The sequence below is a fragment of the Rathayibacter sp. VKM Ac-2754 genome, from assembly GCF_009807095.1.
Classification (GTDB): Bacteria; Actinomycetota; Actinomycetes; order Actinomycetales; family Microbacteriaceae; genus Rathayibacter.
Genome location: NZ_WUCC01000004.1, coordinates 134,756 through 154,703, shown reverse-complemented (window position 1 = coordinate 154,703; position 19,948 = coordinate 134,756). Strand labels below are relative to the sequence as shown.

Sequence of the window (19,948 nt, the reverse complement as noted above, 5' to 3'; positions counted from 1 at the left end):
TTTCCGCTGCTTTCCGTGCTCGTGCTGGCCTTCGCCGGGTTCGTCAGCGTCACCACGGAACTGATGCCCTCAGGGCTCCTCACCGAGATCGCGCCCGCACTCGGGGCGTCGGTCTCAGTGACGGGCACCATGACCTCCGTCTACGCGCTCGGCATCGTCCTGACCGTGCTGCCCCTGACCAGGCTCACCCTGACGATGACCCGCCGCCGGGTCCTCGTCGGCACGGTCCTCCTGTTCGTCGCCAGCAACATCGTCGTCGCCCTCGCCCCGAACCTGCCCGTGGCGCTCGTCGGCCGGTTCCTCGGCGGCGCCTCGCACGGGCTCCTCTGGGCGGTACTACCACCCGTCATCGGTCGCATCGCCAACCCCGCCCACGCCGGCCGGGCCATGGCGATCGTCTTCACCGGCAACAGCCTCGGACTCGCCGCCGGCGCACCCCTCAGCGCCCTCCTCGGCGGAGCGGTCGGATGGCGCATGGCCTTCGTCGTCATCGCCGCCGCAGGGCTCGCCACCGCGGCGGTACTGCTCCGGGTCGTCCCGCCCATCAAGATGCAGCAGCACGAGCACATGCCTTTTCTTCAAGCCGCTCGCCTCCCTGGCGCTCTGCGGGTCTCGGTCGGCTGGGCCCTGATGCTCCTCGGCCACTTCGCCGTGTTCACATACATCGCCCCGTACCTCGAAGACGCAGGCCTCGGCGGAGCCGCCGTCAGCGGCTCCCTCTTCGTTCTCGGCGTCGCCGGAATCCTCGGCGTCACCCTCGCCGGCCGCGTCCCCCGACGAGCGCTGCTCGCAGGACTCCTCGTCTCGCCGGCCCTGATCGTTGTCGCGTTCGGGGTGCTGGCGATCGCGCCCCTGTCGACATCGCTCGTCGTGGCCGTTCTCATCACCTGGGGCGCCGGCTTCGCCGCCGCCGTCCTGTTCAACCAGCAAGCCGTCCTCGTCGCAGGCCAGCGAGCCCCCGAAACAGTCACCAGCGTCTCGGTCCTGGTGATGCAGTTCGGAATCGCCCTCGGAGCCACCGTAGGTGGAGTCGCCGTCGCCACCTGGAGTGTTTCCGCGACCCCACTCACCGGACTCGTGTTCGTTGCCGCCTCTGCTGTCCTACTCGTCGGAATGCGGCCCGCGCTGAGAGTGTCCGTGTAGCCAGCCCACGGGACTCGTCGCGTTCGTCAAAACCCACGCCATCAAGCGCTGCCAAATTCACCGCCAACGAGCGCGAACATCCACAAATTTTCGTGGCACTCGGTGTCGCTTCTGCGTGTACCGGTGAGCGATCCCTTATCGGAACGCAGAAGAGCCCCGGACACCGACGTGTCGGTGTCCGGGGTTCTTCGAGGTGGTCAGGCGGAGAAGACCTGCTTGGCGACGGTGATCGCGGACATGGCCTTGGGCCAGCCGGCGTAGAAGGCGACGTGGGTGATCGCCTCGATGATCTCGGTCTCGGTGAGGCCGTTCTCCTTGCCGTAGTTGAGGTGGTACGGCAGCTGCGCGGCGTTGCCGCCGGTGATGAGCGCGGTGATGGTCACCAGGCTGCGATCACGGGGCGAGAGCTCCGGGCGCGCCCAGACGTCTGCGAAGAGGACGTCATCGGTGAGGGAGACGAGCTTCGGGGCGAAGTCTCCGATCATCTGCTGGGTCGCGGAGGGCTGGGTCGCGGAGGGCTGGGTCGCGTCGGTCATGGTTGCTCCTTCAGGGGGTGGGGTCGGGTTACGCGGCCGCGATGTTCGCGGTGCCGTTGTAGTCGTCGTCGGTGATGTGCTCGAGCCAGGTGTTCGTGGTCGCGGGGTCCTCGCCGTTCTCGACCATCGCGATGTGCTCCATGAACACGCCGGGCGCCGAGGCGTGCCAGTGCTCCTGGCCGGGCGGGGTGTAGAGCGTCTGTCCGGGGTGGACCTCGATGATCCGGCCGTCGCGGGTGCCGAAGCGGCCGATGCCCTGGGTGACGCGGAGGTACTGGCCGTGCTCGTGGGAGTGCCAGGCGGTGCGGGCGCCGGGAGCGAAGCGGACGGTGACGACGACCATGTGCTGGTCGGGCTCGTGGGGCTGCGCGATGGGATCCATCCACACGTCGCCGGCGAACTGCGCGGCGGGCACGACGGTGGTGGGAACGGCGGGTTCGATGTTCATGGGTGAGGCCTTCCTCGGTCAGGGGATGGTGTCGGCGGGAACCCCCTCGGAGGTCGCCTGCCAGAGGGCGAGGAGGCGGATCGCGTCCTCGTAGGGGGTGCCGGGAGTGGGCGGGTAGACGAGCATCGTCAGGCCCTCGTCCGGGCCGAGAATCAGGGCCTCGTAGTTCAGCCGCAGATCCCCGACGACGGGGTGGTGGAAGTGCTTCTCACCGGACACGTGACGGGTGACGTTCTGCGCCGCCCACCTGCTGCGGAACTCACTGCTTCGGGTGGAGAGGTCCCCGACGAGACCGGTGAGGGCCTTGTCGTACGGGTCACGGCCGGCCTCGGCGCGCAGCAGCGCCACCATGTCGTCCGCGGACCGGTCCCACTCGGGATAGAACCGTCGAGCGCGCGCATCCAGGAACACGAAGCGGGCGTGGTTCACCGGTCGGGCCGGTTGCACGTACATCTCCGAGTAGAGCGCGCGTCCCAGCTCGTTCGCGGTGAGGATGTCGCCCCTGCCGTTGCGGATCACCGCCGGGACGCTCGACACGCTGTCGAGCACGAGCTGCATGCTCGCGCGGATCACCGGCCTGCGAACAGGCCGCTGACGCGGGACAGCTCCGGCCCCGAGAACCTGCGCGAGGTGGATCAGGTGCTCACGCTCCACCTCGTCCAGCTGCAGCGCACGAGCGAGCGCATCGAGCACCGCCTCCGACACTCCCCGGACCGCACCGCGCTCGAGGCGGGCGAGGTACTCGACGCTGACACCGGCCAGCATCGCGACCTCGCTGCGCCGAAGACCTGCCACCCGACGAGTCCCACCCGAAGGGAGCCCCGCCTGCTCGGGGCTGAGGCGCGCCCTCCGCGAGGAGAGGAACACCCCGAAGCTGTTCTCGTTGATGTCCACGGCTTCGACGCTACGTTCCCCCGTCGATGCGAGGGACGCCCACGTTGTACGCCCTTCCGCGGGACACCCCTCCTAGCGTCCCGGACGCCGATCCCCTTGCCGGATGCTCAATGCGACAGCTGAACAGCGACGCTCCGGGCTACGTTCGACCAACATGCCGACGGACCGAGCTCGGAGGCGGCTCATGCCGGACACGACCGCACACCTGTCTCTCTCGCTCGACGGTTCCGTCGCCGGCCCGGATCAGAGTCGGAGGAACCTCTTCGAATACGCGGCATCGAGCTGCACGCCTGGCACATCGGCGATCCGCGCGCTACTCAAGCGGACGCGCAGGCCGCTGACTGGTTGATGCGCCCTCGCGGGTCGTACGTGATGGGCCGCAACAGGTTCGGCCCGGTCCGAGGTCGTCGGGACGAGGAATGGCGCGGCTGGTGGGGCGACGAACCGCCGTATCACGCACCCGTCTTCGTGTTGACGCATCACCCTCACGACCCGATCGAGATGGCGAGCGGGACGACCTTCCACTTCGTCACAGAAGGCTCTACCACCGCTCACGCCCGAGCCGTCGAAGCAGCCGACGGCCAGGGTGTGCGCGTCGCCGGCGGAGCGTCCACCGTGCGTCAGGCTCCGGCTGCCGCCGACCGGTCGAGGTACTGCACTCGCCCTTGGCGACGCACGTGCGCTACCTGCGCTGACGCGCGGGATCCGTCTCCCCGAACGCCGACGAGAACGATCAGCCCGCGGTGAGCGCTCGACGATCCCCTCTCGGGACTCGGACTCGACAGACGACACCTTGAGTTCGCAGTCGAGGACACAGTCCTCCAGGTCTGCGAGTCCCGACCGGACCGTGCCCACCCGGACGAGCGCGGCGTCACCCACTCCCGAGCCGTCGTGCGTGAAGACGACGAGCTCGCGGTGGGTCGGCGACCAGACGACGTCTCCCGCTCGGTAGTGGGCGACCGCCTCCGCCGAGGCGAGGGCCCCCGACACGGTGACGTCCTCGGCGACGAGCGCGGCGCCCATACGGTCCTCGAACACGAGGGAGGCGGGGAGCCCGGTCGCGATCGAGCGCGCGGCGGGTGAGTTCTCGAACTCGATGGTGATCGCGGTCACGTCGGCGGAGGAGAGCGGGACGGGAACGGGGAACGCGAGAGCCGGAGCGAGCAGCGCGATGAGTCCTGCCTGGGCGAGAGCACCGAGGAGGGCTCCCAGACGGCGACGCGACGACGCGGCCGTCGTGCGGACGATCGGGGCGCCGTCGGTCTCGCGGTCGTCGGTCGCGCTCAGGGGGAGTCTCATCTGTGCCTCCGTGGTCGAATCGAAACGGTGACCGCGGCGGTCGACCAGTGCTGCCTCTGCGGTACGACTCAGCGAACCGCTCGGCGAGTGCCCGTGGGAGTCCCGTCGCTGACGCGCCCTCTCAGGGCGCCCCACTCCGGCCGAGGGTCGACCTACTGTTGCCGCATGGTCGATCGATCCGAGATCCGCGAGTTCCTGGTGTCGCGCCGCGCCCGCGTCGAACCCGAGCAGGTCGGCCTCCCGCGCGGGACGGACCGGCGGGTGCCGGGCCTGCGCCGAGGCGAGGCCGCCGCGCTGGCCGGCGTCAGCGTCGAGTACTACGCCCGGCTCGAGCGGGGCGCGATCGGCGGCGCCTCCGAGGCGGTCCTCGACGGACTCGCCCGCGCCCTGCGCATGGACGCCGCCGAGCGCGAGCACCTCGGCAGACTCGCTCGCGGTGCAGGAGACGGACCGTCGGCCCGCAGCCGGAACAGGGCGGCGCCCGCGTGGGCCCCCTCCCCCAGCGTCCGGTGGATGCTCGACTCCGTCGGCACCGCCGCCGCCCTCATCGGGAACGGCCGCACCGATCTGCTCGCCGGGAACCGCCTCGGCCGCGCGCTGATGTCGGACCTGATCGCCACCGCGACGACACAGCCGCCGAACTTCGCCAGGTTCCTCTTCCTCGAGCCCGCCTCCCGCCTCTTCTACCCGGACTGGGACGCCGCCGCGCGCATGAATGTCGCCCAGCTGCGCACCGAGGCCGGGCGCGACCCGCACAGCAAGGAGCTGCACGACCTCGTCGGCGAGCTCTCCACCCGCAGCGACCACTTCCGGCACCTCTGGGCCCAGCACGACGTCTGGCAGCACGACTCCGGCACCAAGCGCTACCACCATTCCGCCGTCGGCACGATGACGCTCCACTTCGACGGACTCGACCTCGTCGGTCACCCCGCGATCCAGCTCACCGTGCTCACCGCGGAGCCCGGCTCCCCCGACTACGACGCACTCCTGCTCCTCGGCTCCCTCTTCACCACACCGGCGGAAACCGACCGCACGGTGGACTTGAAGAAAAGGTAGAGAGCCGACCTTCACGGAGAGGTGAAGCAGTAGCCCGGTCGACAATCGCAGTCCCGAAGAACCATCCCCATAGGGGACCGCGTGCCGACGAGAGATCCTGCTCATCGGTCTCGACGACGCACTCTCGACACGCGTACAGGGATCCCGACTCGGCGCTTCGCTGGCACGTACCCGTAATTGTCCGCCCATAGCTCCGGCTCGCTCGCGCGGTCGATCCAGCGCAACGAGTACACGCGCCCTCGGACGTCGACCGAGGCTTCGAGAAGTTCCTCGAAGAGCGACTCATCCCCCAGCTCGAAACCGTCCTCGTAGGCGGGGCCCACGCGCGGATGGGATTCGTCGAAGGCAGGCTCGTAGAAGAACGTCCACGCGATCCCCCAACGCGGATCGCTCAGCTCCCGTCTCCACCACCGGCCACTGGCCGCGAGGTGAGCGCCGACCTGCACCGAGAAGTAGCCCGCTAGCTCACCCTCGAATGATGCCTCAGCGAGAGCCTCGCGGAACCGCTCGAGTTCAGGACGCAATTGCGACGAATCACGCTTGCTCGAGTGGAAGAACATTCGCTGACGGTACTGCGCCGCACTGGCGAGGACGAGCGCCGCTGACATACTGGCCGAATGACGATGGCGAAGCCCGTCATCGGACGCGAGCGGGAGTCCGAGGCCCTCCGAGACGCTGTCCGCGACGTCGAGAGCGGCGGTTCCGCGTTCGTGATCGACGGTGAAGCGGGCATCGGCAAGACGTCGCTGGTCGCGGACGTGATCGAGTACGCGACCGGCCGCGGCGCGCGGATCCTGACGACCACCGGCACCCTGGCCGAGTCGACCGAGCCGTACGCCGCGCTGCACATGCTCCTGTACCCGTTGCGCGGCGGCATCCCGTCGCTTCCGGCACCGCAGCGACACGCACTGGACGTCGCGTTCGGGGTCGAGACAGGTGTCCAGCCCTCGCCGCTGCTCGCGGGACTCGCGGCGCTGACCCTGCTCTCCGACGCCGTCGCCGAGCATCCTCTCCTGGTCGTCGCCGAGGACCTGCACTGGATCGACGCGCCGTCCGAATGGGCACTGCGGATGATGGCGCGACGTGTCGCTGAGGATCCGATCGTCATGATCATGACCACACGGAACACGGACACGGCGGTGGAGGCGGGGCTTCGACGCCTGCATCTCGCCCCGCTGGACGAGGCGGCTGCCGACGAACTGCTCGAAGGGATTCCGGAGGCTCCCCGGGGTCGGGCTCGACGCGACCTCCTGCTTCGAGCCGAGGGCAATCCGCTGGCGCTGCGCGAACTCGGCCGCTCGGCGTCGGCGGGCCGGACGCGGGATCGGCCTACCGCGGGCAGAGTCGAGCAGGAGTTCGCCGGTCGATACGCGAAGCTGGACCCGTCGATCAGGCTGGCCGTCCTCGCCGTGGCGCTGTCCGAGGGCACCAGTGCGGAGGAAGCGGCGCGCGTGGCCGCACGCACCATCGGGCGGTTCCCCGCGCCGACCTGGACGGAGCAGGCGTCGGCGTCCTCACTCCTCGAGTGGGTCGCTCCGCGCGCGATCCGCTTCCGCCACCCGCTCGTCCAGTCGGCCGTGCTGGCAGCGGCGTCGCCGACCGAGCGGGCCGCGGTCCTGCGGTCGCTCGTGCTCGAGCACGAGCACGATCCGGCGCGGACGATCTGGTGGCGTGCCGAGCTGGCGACCGGCTACGACGATCCGCTCGCCGAGGAGATCGCAGCGCTCGGCGACGGCAGCGCGGCGATGTCCGACCCGTTCGCTGCGAGCCGCGCCTACGAGCGCGCGGCTGAACTGACATCCGACGTCGCCGGCCGAGTCGAGCGGCGCGTCATCGCAGCGGAGCTCGCCGGATTGTCCGGGAGGATCTCCGAAGCGTCGCTCCTGGTGCAGCGAGCACGCGACGAGGCGCCCGATCGGCTGCTCGCGGCGCGCGCGAAGTGGGTCGCCGAGACCCTGCCCACCGGCACGAACAGGCTCGCCGCCGGCGACCTCGCCCCTGCGCTGCACGCCGTCTCCGAGATGCAGGCGGCCGGCGGGAGCGGACTCGCTGCGGCCGCTCTGCTGCACCTGGCCGCGATCGCCTGGGATCACACCTCCGAGGCGAACCCGGGCGACCCGATGCTCGTCGTCGTCGACTCCCTCGCGCTCCCGGAGGACGATCCGCGGTCGATCCTCCTGGCAGCCCGGACCGAGCCCGTGGCACGCGGCGACAGTGTGCTGGAACGCGCACTCGCCTCGGCCCCGACGGCCCTGGACGAGGAGTCGGCATGGCTCCTCGGGTACGCCCTCAACCTCGTCGGCGAGATCGACACGGCCCGCGTCCTGCTCGACCGGGCCCTCGCGAGCATGCGGGCGAGGGGGGACCTGCGGACGTTCCCTCAGGCGCTGATGGGGAGCTCCATGACCACCTACCTCGCCGGCGACGCCGCGGGAGCCCGTGTCCTCGCAGAGCAGGCCCTCACGCTCGGCCACGACCTGGGAGACCCGGGGTTCTCGACCGCGGCACGGTGCGCACTCGCCTGGTTCGACGCCCTCGAGGGGGAGCAGCCGGACGTCGAGCGGATCGCGGCAGCGACGGACGCGGGCCGACAGGTCCTCCGCTCCAGCGCGATGCGGGCGACCGTCCTCGGGGCGGCCGGGGCCGCGCATCTCGTCTCCGGCCGAGCGGCGGAGGCGCTCGAGCGCCTCCGCTGCCTGCTCGACCCGGGCCACGACGCCTATCACCCGTGGTTCGCCGTCGTGACCTCGCACGACTTCGTCGACGCCGCGCTGGAGTCCGGCAAGCGCACGGACGCCGAGCAGCGGCTGGCGGGCCTCGAGCTGCTCCACGCGCGCTGGCACGCACCCATGGTGCGGACGGCCGTCGACTACGCCCGGCTCGCGCTCCTACCCGACGACCAGCTCGAGCCGGCGTGGGCGGCACTGCGGCACGAACGCTGGCCGATCCCGTACTTCCAGGCCCGCGCGCTCCTCCGACTGGGCCGGCGTCTTCACCGGGCGGGCCGGAACGACGCCGCCCGCTCCGCTCTGCACGCCGCCCTCGACCTCTTCGGGGCGATGCCGGCACCGGCCTGGGAGGAGCGTGTGCGAGACGCCCTCCGGGCCACGGGCGAGCGATCGCCGGTCTCCGGGCGGCGGGGCCTCGAACTGCTCACACCGCAGGAGCTCCGTGTCTGCACGCTCGCGGCGCGAGGGATGAGCAACCGTGCCATCGGTGAGCGCCTCTTCGTCTCGCCCCGGACGGTCGGTGCGCACCTGTACGCGGCCTTCCAGAAGCTCGGGATCTCGAGCCGGCAGCAGCTGCCGATGGCCCTGACGACCGACGGCACTCTGAGTCCGTCCGCGGACGACTAAGTCACCCGGCGCCGGATCTCGGTCATCGTGACCGATGCGCCGCCGCGGCGCGCGGCCGTACCGTCACGAACGGAATCACGCACCTCCGTCACCGGCACAGCTCCGCACCAGCGCGCGCGGATCAGGAAGGACATCGCCATGCCCGACTCCCCCACCATCGTCCTCGTCCATGGAGCGTTCGCCGACGCCGCCAGCTGGGCGCCCGTCACGAAGCTCCTCCTCGACCAGGGGCACCAGGTCCTCGTTCCGCCGGTGTTCAACCGCAGCCTGTCCGGGGATGCGGCCTACATCAGGTCCTTCGTCGAGCAGATCGACGGCCCGGTCCTCCTCGCCGGGCACTCCTACGGCGGCGCGATCCTCACCGTCGCCGGCGTCGCCGAGAACGTCGTCGGTCTCGTGTTCGTCGCGGCCTACGCGCTCGAGGAGGGCGAGAGCCTCGGCGCCCTCCAGGGAGGGTTCCCCGACAGCGACCTCGCCGCGAACCTCGTGTACGCGCCCTACCCCGTCGACGGCGCCGAGCCCGGAACAGACGTCTCCGTCGCGATCGACGCCTTCCCCGCCGTGTTCGCGGACGGGCTCGAACTCGAGAAGGCGAAGGTCCTCGCGGTCTCGCAACGTCCGTTGTCCGCCGTCGCGTTCGGCGAGCCCGCATCCGCGGCCGCGTGGAGGACCACGCCGTCCTGGGGCATCGTCTCGAGCGCCGACCGCACCATCAACCCCGATGTCGAACGCTTCGGCTACAAGCGCGCCGGGGTCCGCAGGGTGATCGAGATCGACGGACCTCACCTGGTGATGCAGACGCACCCCACCGAGGTCGCCTCGTTCATCACCGACGCCGTCGCCGAACTCGGCTGACCCCGAAGCCGGCACCAGACCACCGACGAACAGCCTCAGGAGGGCGACCATGGGATACGTGACCACCGACGACGGTGCAGAGATCTACTTCAAGGACTGGGGAAGCCACGACGCGCAGCCCATCGTGTTCCACCACGGCTGGCCGCTGTCCTCGGACGACTGGGACGCGCAGATGCTCTACTTCCTGGCCGAGGGCTACCGCGTGATCGCGACCGACCGGCGGGGCCACGGGCGCTCGTCGCAGATCGGCACCGGCCACGACATGGACCACTACGCCAGTGACGTGTCCGCCGTCGTCGAGCACCTCGACCTGCGCGACGCGGTCCACATCGGCCACTCCACCGGAGGCGGCCAGGTCGCCCGGTACGTCGCCCGGTTCGGCCAGCCGCAGGATCGAGTGACGAAGGCTGTCCTGGTGTCGGCCGTCCCGCCGCTGATGGTGAAGACGGAGGCGAATCCCGAGGGCACCGACATCTCGGTCTTCGACGGGTTCCGCGAAGCGCTGGCCGCGAACCGCGCCGAGTTCTTCCGGGCGGTCGCCTCCGGGCCGTTCTACGGCTTCAATCGCCCCGGCGCCACGATCTCGGAGCCGGTGATCGACAACTGGTGGCGGCAAGGGATGACGGGCAGCGCCCTCGCGCACTACGAAGGCATCAGGGCGTTCTCGGAGACCGACCAGACCGAGGACCTGCGCGCCATCACCGTGCCCGTCCTCGTCCTCCAGGGCGACGACGACCAGGTCGTGCCCTATCGGGACGCCGCCGTGAAACAGGCCGAGCTTCTCAGCGACGCGACCCTGAAGATCTACGAGGGCTACCCGCACGGGATGCTGACGACCCACGCCGACGTCATCAACCCCGACATCCTCGCGTTCATCCGGGGCTGACGCCGCCGAGGCGGAGTTCGGCGGTCCGAGCAGGAGGAGCGGTGCGGGGGGTGTCCGGCCCACCCGCATCGCTCTTCGACGGAGTCGCGCCCGCCGCCTCCGCGTCGCTGCGTCGGGGGTACTCGCCGCCGCCACCGCGGTGGATCACGGCGATCGGCGCTGGTGCAGCTCCGACAGGAGGTGCTCTCTCGTTCTGAGTGCGGCGGTCGGGGACTTCTCTGCGGCACGATCCATCCGTTCCGCCGGCCGCTCCGAAGACCGATCGCATGTCCTGGTGCCGACAGGGCGGCATTCGACCCGATCGGACGCCGCCCTCCGGGAGCCCCTCCACTTCTCGACGTGACGAGCGTCCATTCCGTTGCGGGACTCGGTGCCGCTTCGTCCGCTCGACCCGACCTCTGCTGCCGGACGAGCGCCGCCCGCCCACCGACTCTGGTCGGTCGGGCCGAGCGCTGCTAGCGTGCGCCACGTGTCAGACGATCGGTCGCGGGCCGTCCTCTTCGGAGTCGCCGTCCACCTCGCACGGTTCGGCGTCATCACGGGCACGCTCGCAGTGGCGGCCGCGATCGGGGTGCCTGGCTGGTACCTGGGCCTGACCGCGAACCTCGCGTGCGTCGCGTTCGCGGCACTGCTCGTGACCTGGCGGCGACTGTGGCACGCGAGCGGGATCCTCGTCGTCCGGCGCGGCCGGACCGCGCTGCTCCTCCTCGTGCCGCTGCTGCTCGAGGTGCTCGCGTGGACGACCGGCGGGCTCGAGGACCGTCCTCCGGGCTTCGGCCTGTGGGCGCTCACCCTGCTGCTCGTCGGCATCAACGAGGAGCTGATCAGCCGGGTCGTCGTGCTCGAGCGGCTGCGGTCCTCGTTCGCTGCGCCCCTCGCCGTGACGATCACCGCCGCGCTGTTCGGGCTGCAGCACCTCTCCGCCTTCGCGACCACGGACCGCACCGCGGACGACATCGCCCTGAACGTGCTGGTGTCCGGGTGCTACGGGTTCGCACTCGCCGCGTTCCAGTACCGCTACCGCTGGGTCCTCCCGCTGATCCTCCTGCACGCCGCGGCCGACTTCACGACGATCCTGTCGCTGCGGCCGCTGGCCGATCCGGCGATCGCCGTCACCCTCGTCGTCTTCATCGGGCTGGGTGTCCTCCTGCTCAGGAGGTCCCGGACCGTGGAGGGTGAGCCTCCTCGTCGTCAGCGGTAACGGGGTACCGGTTCTCGTCCGCGAGGAGTCGGCGCCCTCCCATGCTCGCCCGCGGGACGGCCCCTGCGTCACCCGCGTGCCGGCACCCGTTCCGGCATTCCCTAGTGCCCCGGCCGATCGTGGTCGACGGGTAGACACGAGCAACGGGATTTGTTTCTCTGACTCGTGCGTCGGCCGGCGCATCCAGGCCCGATGGCGGGCGCAAGGAGGCGCACAGTGAAGATCTCGACCCCACGGCGACTGTCGATGGCGGTGGCCGCCGCGGTGGCCCTCGCGCTGACCGGGTGCACGTCGACCGCAGAGGAGACCCCGGAGGACGGGATCACGTTCTGGGTGCAGGAGGATCTCCCCGACCGGGTGGCCGCGACCCAGGCGATCGTCGACGCCTTCACCGAGGAGACCGGCGTGCAGGTCGAGCTCGTCTCCGTCGCGGAGGACCAGTTCAGCCAGCTCATCACCTCGTCCGCTGCCGCCGGAGACCTGCCCGACGTCATCGGCGGGATCTCGCTCCCCCAGGTGCGCACCCTCTCCTCGAACGAGCTGATCGACACCGAGGCCGTCGGCACGACGATCGAGAGCCTCGACACCGCCACCTTCTCGGAGCGCGCCCTCGAGCTCACCTCCGACGACGGCACCCGCCTCGCGGTGCCGAGCGAGTCGTGGACGCAGCTGCTCTTCTACCGCACCGACCTCTTCGAGGCCGCGGGCCTCGAAGCTCCCGACTCGTACGACGCGATCCTCGAGGCCGCTCGAACGCTGGACAGCGACGACATCGCCGGGTTCGTGGGAGCCACGGCCCCCGGCGACGCGTTCACCGAGCAGACGTTCGAGCAGATCGCCCTCGGCAACGACTGCCAGCTCGTGGATGACGGCGGAGACGTGGCGATCGACTCCGACGCCTGCGTCGAGGCGCTGAGCTTCTACGGCGACCTCACGACCGAGTACTCCGTGCCCGGAGCGCAGGACGTCGACACGACCCGTGCCACCTACTTCGCCGGTGACGCCGCCATGTTCATCTGGTCGAGCTTCGTCCTCGACGAGATGGCAGGGCTCCGGGAGGACGCCAAGCCCTCCTGCCCCGAGTGCGCCGCCGACCCGGCGTTCCTGGCCCAGAACACGGGAGTCGTGACCGCTCTCACCGGACCCGAGGCCGACGGTCCCGCGCAGTTCGGGGAGATCACCTCCTGGACGATCACCGCCGGTGCGAACACGGGCGACTCGCAGGCCTTCATCGAGTACATGATGGGCGACGGCTACGAGCAGTGGATCGGCATCGCCCCGGAGGGCAAGGTGCCGGTCCGCACCGGCACCGCGGAGGAGCCGACACGGTTCTCCGATGCGTGGGCGACCCTGCCGGCCGGCGTGGACACCAAGGCTCCGCTCTCCGACTTCTATGCCCCCGAGGTGCTCGACGCGGTCGCCGCCGGCCCGCAGGACCTCGCCCGCTGGGGCATCACGCAGGGCCAGGGCGATCTCCTCGGAGCGCTGCAGGGCGAGCTGCCCGTCTCGACCGCGGTCAACGACGTCAGCCAGGGCGGCGACCCGGGTGACGCGGCCGAGACGGCCGCCGAAGCCGTGCGGAGCGTGCAGGAGTCACTTCAGTGACGCAGCTCGCGGGGGGAACGGGCCCGACCGGACCCGCCCCCGCAGCCGACCTCGGACCCTCGTCGGACGGACGCGGTCCGGGCCGCGGCCGACGGCGCTCCCGCCGGGATCGCGAGGAGAACCGGACCGGCCTCCTCCTCCTCGCCCCGACCCTCGTCATCGTCCTCGTCGCGGTGGTCGTGCCCATCCTCTGGGCGGTCGCACTGGCGTTCCAGCCCATCCGTCTGCTCAACATCAGAGGTGCCGGCTTCTTCGGCGAGTACACCCTGGAGAACTTCGCCGATGTGCTGACCTCGCCCGGGTTCTTCGCCGCGCTGAGGACGACGGTCGTCTACTCGGTGGGCGGAACCGCGCTGGCGATCGGCATCGGCCTCGTCGCGGCCCTCGCTCTCCGTCGGCCGTTCCGCGGGCGCAGTCTCGTCCGTGCCGCGCTCCTGCTCCCGTACGTGGCTCCGGTCGTCGCGGCGACCTTCGTGTGGTCGACGATGCTCAACCCGCAGTTCGGAGTCGTCAACTGGGTCGGCACGAACCTCCTCGGGTGGGACGACCCGGTCGCCTTCCTCTCCCAGCGCTCGCTTCCGGTGATGGTGCTCGGGGTGGAGGTGCAGCTGCCGATCGCCCTCCTGACCGTCATCCTCTTCGAGGCCTGGCGCTCCTTCCCGTTCGCGTTCCTCTTCCTCACCGCGCGACTCGCCGCAGTACCGGAGGTGCTCGACGAGGCGGCCCGGATCGACGGCGCCACGCCCTCGCAGCGCTTCCGCCACATCCTCCTGCCGCAGCTCCTCCCCACGATCGCGGTGCTCAGCGTGCTGCGGTTCATCTGGACGTTCAACAACTTCGACGACATCTACCTGCTCACCGGCGGAGGCGCCGGGACCGAGGTCGTCTCCGTCCGGGTCTTCGACTACCTCACGGCGCGCGGCGACATCGGAGCCGCCTCCGCCCAGGCGCTCGTCCTCGCGGCGATCCTCGCGGTGCTCGTCACCGTCTATCTGCGGCTCTTCGGCCGAGAGGAGGAGGTGTCATGACCACGGAGACCCGGCCCCGCAGCGCCGACGCCGGCCATCGACGAGGCGTGGCCCGCGACCGCTTCGAGAACGCGGCCATCCGCGTCCTGCGCCCGCTCATCATCGTCGCGCTGCTCGTCGTCGCGGTGTTCCCCTTCTACTACATGGTGCTCCTGAGCTTCCGCAGCCTCGACTCGCTCCTGCAGAACCCGGGCTCCATCTGGATCGCACCGAGCGAGGTCGACCTCTCGACGTACATCGACGTCCTCTCCCCGGTGGACAGCGGCGGCCAGGGATTCGTCGTCTTCCTGCGCAACTCGTTCCTCGTCGCGCTCGGCACCGTCGTCCTCACACTGCTGGTCGCGATCCCCGGGTCCTACGCGGTCAGCCGGCTCGCGTTCTTCGGGAGGCGGCAGGTGTCGGCGCTGTTCCTCGCCGTGTACTTCTTCCCGTCGATCCTGCTCGCCGTCCCGCTCTTCGTCTTCTTCACGCAGATCGGACTCCGGGGTTCGCTCCTCGGACTGCTGATCGTCTACGTGTCGCAGGTGGTCGCCGTCTCGATCTACACGCTGCGCAACTACTTCGCGACCATCCCCGTGTCACTCGAGGAGGCGGCGGCGATCGACGGCGCCTCCCGCCTGCAGGTGATGAGACGGATCAGCCTCCCGCTCGCGATGCCCGCGATCGTCTCCAACGGGCTCTTCATCTTCATGATCGCCTGGAACGAGTTCCTGTTCGCCCTGCTCTTCCTCGTCGAGCGCCGCGACACCTGGACGGTGTCTCTCGGCCTCTCGCAGCTGGGGGGCAGCATCGAAGTGCCCACGACCGTGCTGATGGCGGGATCCGTGATCCTCACGCTGCCCATCATCGTGCTGTTCTTCGCATCCGAGCGCCTCCTCACGGGCGGCCTCACCGCGGGCGCCGAGAAGGGCTGAACCACGGGTCGAGGGCCGCTGCTTCTCCGGCTCAGGACGTGTAGTAGCCGGCCTCGAGGTCCTCGAGCAGCGTCGGGCCGCTCGGCTCCCACGCGACGAGGTCCCGGGTGACGGCGTTCGAGGCGGGCTGGTCGCCTCCGAGCAGGGCGCCGAACACGCCGAGCTGCTCCGGGTCGACGGCCGAGGCCGTCAGGCCGGTCTTCCGGGCGATGGCCCCGGCGACGTCGCGCATCACCACCCCCTCCTCACCGACGGCGTGCAGCACGGCTCCGGCGGGCGCCGTCTCGAGCGCGATGCGGAACAGCCGGCCGGCGTCGCTGATGTGCACCGCGGGCCATCGGTTCGATCCGTCGCCGACGTAGGCGGCGGTGCCGAGCTGTCGGTCGAGCCCGACGAGCGCGGCGATGAGGCCGTTGCGGTCCCCTTCTCCGTGGACCGTGCGGGGCATCCGCACGAGACCGGAGCGGATTCCGCGGCTCGACAGCGCCAGCACGGCACTCGCCGTGCGGGCACGCGCCCCCGCCGGCCCGGCGGGATCGAGCTCGTCCTCCTCGGTGGCGAGCCGCCCGAGGCTCGTCGGAGTGCCCGACGCGGCGAAGAAGGCCTTCCCGGTGCTGTCCACCGCCGACCCGATCCGCTCGAGGAGGCGCACCTCATTGTCCACGGCGGCGTCGAATGCGGCGAAGTCGAGGGTGAAGGCGAGATGCGCGGTGGCATCCGCGTCCAGGGCCTCCGCGACCAGCAGATCGTGATCGCCCATGTCGCCCCTCACGGGCGTGACGCCGGCGCGACGCACCTTCTCGGACGAGGCCTCCGATCGAACGAGTCCGCGGACCTCGTGTCCCGCCGCGACGAGCTCGGTGGTGAGGGCCGTTCCGATCCAGCCGGATGCTCCGGTGACGAATACGCGCATGTGATCGCTCCTGTCCTTGACGGGTCGCCGCGCTCTGCGGCGGCCCGAGTCCCTTCGGTGATGTGACTCAGGCACATGACGCTACACCTGGTGCAACTCTGTCGCATCACCAGACAGATATCTCCGCGAGAAACAGGCGGTGACCGTGGGGTGCCCTTTCGCTTCGATGCAACCCGATAGCATCACTAGACTCGTGGCATGGCTCGATGGGAACCGGATACGCGGGGACGACTGCTCCACGCCGCGGTGGAGCTCTTCGCCGAGCACGGCTACGACGACACGACGGCGGCGCAGATCGCCGACCGGGCCGGCGTGACCCGCACCACGCTGTTCCGGCACTTCGCCGACAAGCGGGAGATCCTCTTCCAGGGACAGGACGAGCTGGTCGCCCTCGCCGTCGAGGGCGTGGAGGGCGCGACACCGGGCGGCACGCCGTTCGAGATCCTCCGGGCGGGGGTCCTGCCCCTCTGCGCCGTCCACACCGACGACCGGCGGCAGGTCCGCCAGCTGCTCGCTGTCATCATCCCCGCGAGCCCCGAGCTGCGAGAACGTGCGGCGTTCAAGCGTTCCGCGATCACGGACGCTCTCGGTGCCGCCCTGACCGCACGACTCGGCGATGCACGCCAGGCAGGCGTGCTCGCGGATGCCGGGGTCCGCGCGTACTACGACGGCTATGCGGCGTGGATCGACTCCGCCGAGCGGGATCCCCTGATCGACCGCGTCGGCGCCGAGCTCGCGACGGTCGAGTCCGTCCTCGTCCGGCTGGCCTTCTCGACACTGGCCGCAGCCCGCACCTGACCGGTCACCTACGGGCGCGGTCGCCTGTGGACGCGAGGGCCGACGCGGGCGCCTCTCCCCTGCCGGAGTCGACCGCGAGTCGGTCCTTCAGCGACCCGTCCCGGCGTCCTCCCGACCACTGGCGAACTGCTGGCTGCCGAGGACGGCGAGGAGCTCGAGCCTGCCGGCGGCCTCGCTGCGCGGCGGCGCGGTGAGCACGAGGAGCGCCTGCGAGTCGTCCTCGGTGAAGAGGACCTGGCAGTCGACCTCGATCGGTCCGAGGTCGGGGTGGAGGAGGATCTTGTGGTCGGCGAAACGGCGGCCCACCTCGTGCTGATCCCACAGGGCCGCGAACTCGGTGCTCTGCCGGTTGAGCTCGCGGACCAGCTCCGCGGCTCGGGAGTGCGGCCCCATCACGCCCAGGGCGGCCCGCAGCGAGGCGACCTGGGACCGGCTCTGCCGCTCGTGGTCGGCCTCCGGGTACCGGCGGCGCTCCGTCTCGGGGCGGAGGAACCAGCGGTGGATCTCGCTGCGCTCGAGGCCGGTGAAGCGGCTGAGATCCCCGAAGAGCGCCTTGGCCGGTTCGTTCTGCACGAGGGCTTCGCCGAGGGGCGACAGGATCATCGCGGGAGTGTCGGCGAGGCGGTCGAGGACGCGGAGCAGCCCGGGGGCGATGTAGTCGCCACTGCTGTGACGATCGGGCGCGTCGAGCCCGGCGATGCGGAACAGGTAGTCGCGCTCGTCCGGCGTGAGGCGGAGGGCGCGGGCCAGCGAGCCGAGGATCTGCGCGCTCGGCCGGGTGCTGCGGCGCTGCTCGAGGCGGGTGTAGTAGTCGGTGGACATGCCCGCGAGCTGCGCCACCTCCTCGCGCCGCAGGCCGGCTGTGCGGCGACGGGGTCCCTCGGGCAGGCCGACGTCGGAGGGGTGCAGACCGTCCCGGTGACGAGTCAGGAACTGGGCGAGAGCGTCGGGGTCCATCTGCCCCAGTATCGGTGCGCAGCGGACGCGGAACCAGGGACCCGCTCTCCCTGGATGACCGCTCTCTGGCAGCCGCCGCGCACCGGTCGCAGGGTGGACGCATGCACATCAGCGGAAACACTGTCTTCATCCCCGGCGCGACCAGCGGAATCGGCCTGGCGCTCGCGCTCGCACTCCAGGCCAAGGGCAACCAGGTCGTCATCGGAGGCCGCCGCACCGAGCTGCTCGACCGGATCACGGCCGAGCACCCCGGCATCCACGCCGTCGAGATCGACATCACCAGCCCCGACAGCATCCGGCGTGCGGCGACCCGGGTGATCGCCGATCACCCCGAGGTCGATGTCGTCGTCACGATGGCGGGAGTCATGCGCATCGAGGACTGGACCACCCCCGACGGGTTCCTCACCAGTGCCGAGGAGACGGTGACGACGAACCTGCTCGGCACGATCCGGCTCATCGCCGCATTCATCGACCACCTCCGGACGCGCCCCGACGCGACGATCATGACCGTGTCCTCCGGGCTCGCCTTCACTCCGTTGAAGGTCACGCCGAGCTACAACGCGACCAAGGCCGCGATCCACATGCTGAGCGAGACGCTGCGCCTGCAGCTGGCCGGCACCACCGTGACGGTGACCGAGCTCGAACCCCCGTCGGTGGCGACCGATCTGATGCCCGGTCAGCGGGACAGCTCCTTCGCGATGCCGCTGGACGACTTCATCGGCGAGGTCGTCGCGCTCATCGAGGCCGAGCCCGACGCGCGCGAGATCCAGGTCGAGCGGGTGAAGTTCCTCCGCTACGGCGAGGCCCGAGGCGACTACGACGAGACCGTGGCGGCGGTCAACGGACTCGATCCGCACGGGAACTGAGCGAGGGTCCGCTCGAGTGCACTTCAGCACGCAGAGCGGACGCCGGCACGGCGGCGGCGCGGGAGAAGCTGGAAGAAGATCTCCGCCCGGCTGTCGATCCGGCAGCAGGATGCTCGTCGTCTCGAGCGCGGTGTGGGACCCGTGCGGTCGCGCTCGACCGGGCCGCCGCCGTGGCGTTCGCCGACGGTCCGGCCGCCGCCCTGCCCCTCCTCACTGCGAAGACCTCGCCCGGGACTCCCGCGTCGCGCCCCTGGCTCGACGGAGCACCGGGCGACGAGTTGGATGAGCACATGCGGACACTCCTCCCCCTCGCGGAACACGAGCGCTGGTCGATCACCGGTGCGGGCAGCACGAACCACGGACCGACCGACGGGCTGACGATCGCCCTCGACCGCGGACCGCAGGCAGGCCGCTGCTCGATCCGGACGATGCTGCGCACCGGACTGCGGATCGGGCCGCGATCCTCCGTGCACGGGCAGGTCACCGACGCGGTGGCGACCGCCTCCCTCGCTGTCAACTGCCTCCTCCTCGATGCGGTCCCGGAGGGGCTCGAACGACGCGAGGCGATCGCCGCGATGGACGCCGCCGGAATGCGATCCACCGCTCTCGCCGAGGACCGCGACGGGTGGAGCGTCGAACCACTCACCCTCGACGGCACCGACTACGCGCTGTTCACCCGCGCGATCCCGGAGGGCTCCGCCGCTCACGCCGACCTCGGCTGGGCGACCATCGCCATGTGGAGCACCGGCCCGCTCTTCCCCGGGCCCTTCCGGCTGGCGGAGGTCGAATCGGGGGACGACCTCCGCGTCCGGTGATCGACGCCCGGCGAGACATTCCGGGGCTGCTGTGGCCAACGGAGGAGTTCTCCTCCGGCCTCTCGCTGGCGCTGCAGCTGAGCGGGATCCTCCTCCTCGCGATCTACGGCGTGCGGCACTTCACCAGCCGGCCTGCAACGAGGGGCTGAACGCCCGACCGACAACGCATCACCGATGGAGTCGCCGGCATCGCGCTCCTCGGACCGGCGGGCGTCTCGAAACGGGCCGTCCTTCGCGACGCGATCCTTCCGGTGCATTCAGCGTCTTCCTCACAGCCGGAGGGATGCGCTCGGCATCACTTCACCCCGTTATGCAAAGGAGACGCTCGGCCGCCCTCGGCCACTGTGTCCGCCGCCCATGGACTGATAGAAATCTCAT

Annotated in this window: 20 protein-coding genes; 12 read left to right on the top strand and 8 right to left on the bottom strand. The window is 70.5% G+C overall.

What is annotated here, in order from left to right:
* Positions 1-15: 15 nt before the first annotated feature.
* Positions 16-1,143: an MFS transporter gene (locus GRS92_RS08425; protein ID WP_159855186.1), complete on the top strand. Its 1,128-nt coding sequence runs from the start codon at positions 16-18 to the stop codon at positions 1,141-1,143.
* Between the two features lie 197 nt (positions 1,144-1,340).
* Here GRS92_RS08425 and GRS92_RS08420 read toward each other — a convergent pair whose 3' ends face one another.
* The 4 genes from GRS92_RS08420 to GRS92_RS18845 all read right to left on the bottom strand — a co-directional run bounded on the left by GRS92_RS08420 (position 1,341) and on the right by GRS92_RS18845 (position 4,134).
* The gene (locus GRS92_RS08420; RefSeq protein WP_159855184.1) at positions 1,341-1,679 is read right to left on the bottom strand and encodes a carboxymuconolactone decarboxylase family protein; all 339 of its coding nucleotides are present in this window, start codon (positions 1,677-1,679) and stop codon (positions 1,341-1,343) included.
* Between the two features lie 28 nt (positions 1,680-1,707).
* Positions 1,708-2,127 (bottom strand): cupin domain-containing protein, encoded by a 420-nt coding sequence (locus tag GRS92_RS08415; protein ID WP_159855182.1) that lies wholly within the window; start codon positions 2,125-2,127, stop codon positions 1,708-1,710.
* Between the two features lie 18 nt (positions 2,128-2,145).
* Positions 2,146-3,021 carry a helix-turn-helix transcriptional regulator gene (locus GRS92_RS08410; RefSeq protein WP_235021887.1) on the bottom strand — a complete coding sequence of 292 codons (876 nt, stop codon included), beginning with the start codon at positions 3,019-3,021 and terminating at the stop codon, positions 2,146-2,148.
* Between the two features lie 243 nt (positions 3,022-3,264).
* Positions 3,265-4,134 carry a cyclophilin-like fold protein gene (locus GRS92_RS18845; RefSeq protein WP_204162369.1) on the bottom strand — a complete coding sequence of 290 codons (870 nt, stop codon included), beginning with the start codon at positions 4,132-4,134 and terminating at the stop codon, positions 3,265-3,267.
* A gap of 351 nt (positions 4,135-4,485) precedes the next feature.
* Here GRS92_RS18845 and GRS92_RS08395 point away from each other — a divergent pair, with 351 nt between their 5' ends.
* The gene (locus GRS92_RS08395) at positions 4,486-5,376 is read left to right on the top strand and encodes a helix-turn-helix transcriptional regulator (RefSeq protein ID WP_159855180.1); all 891 of its coding nucleotides are present in this window, start codon (positions 4,486-4,488) and stop codon (positions 5,374-5,376) included.
* Positions 5,377-5,477: 101 nt separating this feature from the next.
* Here GRS92_RS08395 and GRS92_RS08390 read toward each other — a convergent pair whose 3' ends face one another.
* Positions 5,478-5,936 (bottom strand): hypothetical protein, encoded by a 459-nt coding sequence (locus tag GRS92_RS08390; protein WP_159855178.1) that lies wholly within the window; start codon positions 5,934-5,936, stop codon positions 5,478-5,480.
* Positions 5,937-5,993: 57 nt separating this feature from the next.
* On the opposite strand from GRS92_RS08390, the gene GRS92_RS08385 reads away from it, so the two are divergent.
* Complete coding sequence (locus GRS92_RS08385; protein ID WP_159855176.1) at positions 5,994-8,732, top strand: AAA family ATPase; 2,739 nt, start codon at positions 5,994-5,996, stop codon at positions 8,730-8,732.
* Here GRS92_RS08385 and GRS92_RS08380 read toward each other — a convergent pair.
* Complete coding sequence (locus tag GRS92_RS08380; protein ID WP_159855174.1) at positions 8,729-8,872, bottom strand: hypothetical protein; 144 nt, start codon at positions 8,870-8,872, stop codon at positions 8,729-8,731. The two genes, GRS92_RS08385 and GRS92_RS08380, sit on opposite strands and share 4 nt — an antisense overlap.
* Here GRS92_RS08380 and GRS92_RS08375 point away from each other — a divergent pair.
* The 6 genes from GRS92_RS08375 (at position 8,871) to GRS92_RS08350 (ending at position 15,221) form a co-directional block, all read left to right on the top strand.
* A complete protein-coding gene (locus GRS92_RS08375; RefSeq protein WP_159855172.1) occupies positions 8,871-9,587 on the top strand; it encodes an alpha/beta fold hydrolase in 717 nt (238 codons plus the stop codon). The genes GRS92_RS08380 and GRS92_RS08375 overlap by 2 nt on opposite strands.
* 49 nt (positions 9,588-9,636) lie before the next feature.
* Positions 9,637-10,473, top strand: a complete 837-nt coding sequence (locus tag GRS92_RS08370; protein ID WP_159855170.1) for an alpha/beta fold hydrolase — start codon at positions 9,637-9,639, stop codon at positions 10,471-10,473.
* 469 nt (positions 10,474-10,942) lie between these two features.
* Positions 10,943-11,674 carry a CPBP family intramembrane glutamic endopeptidase gene (locus GRS92_RS08365; RefSeq protein ID WP_159855168.1) on the top strand — a complete coding sequence of 244 codons (732 nt, stop codon included), beginning with the start codon at positions 10,943-10,945 and terminating at the stop codon, positions 11,672-11,674.
* Positions 11,675-11,890: 216 nt separating this feature from the next.
* Positions 11,891-13,279: an ABC transporter substrate-binding protein gene (locus tag GRS92_RS08360; RefSeq protein WP_235021886.1), complete on the top strand. Its 1,389-nt coding sequence runs from the start codon at positions 11,891-11,893 to the stop codon at positions 13,277-13,279.
* A complete protein-coding gene (locus GRS92_RS08355; protein ID WP_159855164.1) occupies positions 13,276-14,307 on the top strand; it encodes a carbohydrate ABC transporter permease in 1,032 nt (343 codons plus the stop codon). Before GRS92_RS08360 ends, GRS92_RS08355 begins: the two co-directional genes overlap by 4 nt.
* Positions 14,304-15,221, top strand: coding sequence for a carbohydrate ABC transporter permease (locus GRS92_RS08350; protein ID WP_159855162.1), 918 nt, complete (start codon positions 14,304-14,306; stop codon positions 15,219-15,221). Before GRS92_RS08355 ends, GRS92_RS08350 begins: the two co-directional genes overlap by 4 nt.
* Before the next feature lie 31 nt (positions 15,222-15,252).
* Here the strand turns inward: GRS92_RS08350 and GRS92_RS08345 are convergent, their stop codons facing one another.
* Positions 15,253-16,134: an NAD-dependent epimerase/dehydratase family protein gene (locus tag GRS92_RS08345; RefSeq protein WP_159855160.1), complete on the bottom strand. Its 882-nt coding sequence runs from the start codon at positions 16,132-16,134 to the stop codon at positions 15,253-15,255.
* A 198-nt stretch (positions 16,135-16,332) separates the two neighbouring features.
* On the opposite strand from GRS92_RS08345, the gene GRS92_RS08340 reads away from it, so the two are divergent.
* The gene (locus GRS92_RS08340) at positions 16,333-16,932 is read left to right on the top strand and encodes a TetR/AcrR family transcriptional regulator (protein ID WP_159855158.1); all 600 of its coding nucleotides are present in this window, start codon (positions 16,333-16,335) and stop codon (positions 16,930-16,932) included.
* 87 nt (positions 16,933-17,019) lie between these two features.
* Here GRS92_RS08340 and GRS92_RS08335 read toward each other — a convergent pair whose 3' ends face one another.
* On the bottom strand, positions 17,020-17,889 hold the full coding sequence (locus GRS92_RS08335; RefSeq protein WP_159855156.1) for a helix-turn-helix transcriptional regulator: 870 nt from the start codon (positions 17,887-17,889) through the stop codon (positions 17,020-17,022).
* A gap of 101 nt (positions 17,890-17,990) precedes the next feature.
* On the opposite strand from GRS92_RS08335, the gene GRS92_RS08330 reads away from it, so the two are divergent.
* Together GRS92_RS08330 and GRS92_RS08325 are read left to right on the top strand one after the other, a co-directional pair.
* Positions 17,991-18,755: an SDR family oxidoreductase gene (locus tag GRS92_RS08330; RefSeq protein WP_159855154.1), complete on the top strand. Its 765-nt coding sequence runs from the start codon at positions 17,991-17,993 to the stop codon at positions 18,753-18,755.
* A 290-nt stretch (positions 18,756-19,045) separates the two neighbouring features.
* The gene (locus tag GRS92_RS08325) at positions 19,046-19,570 is read left to right on the top strand and encodes a hypothetical protein (RefSeq protein WP_159855152.1); all 525 of its coding nucleotides are present in this window, start codon (positions 19,046-19,048) and stop codon (positions 19,568-19,570) included.
* Positions 19,571-19,948: the final 378 nt, after the last annotated feature.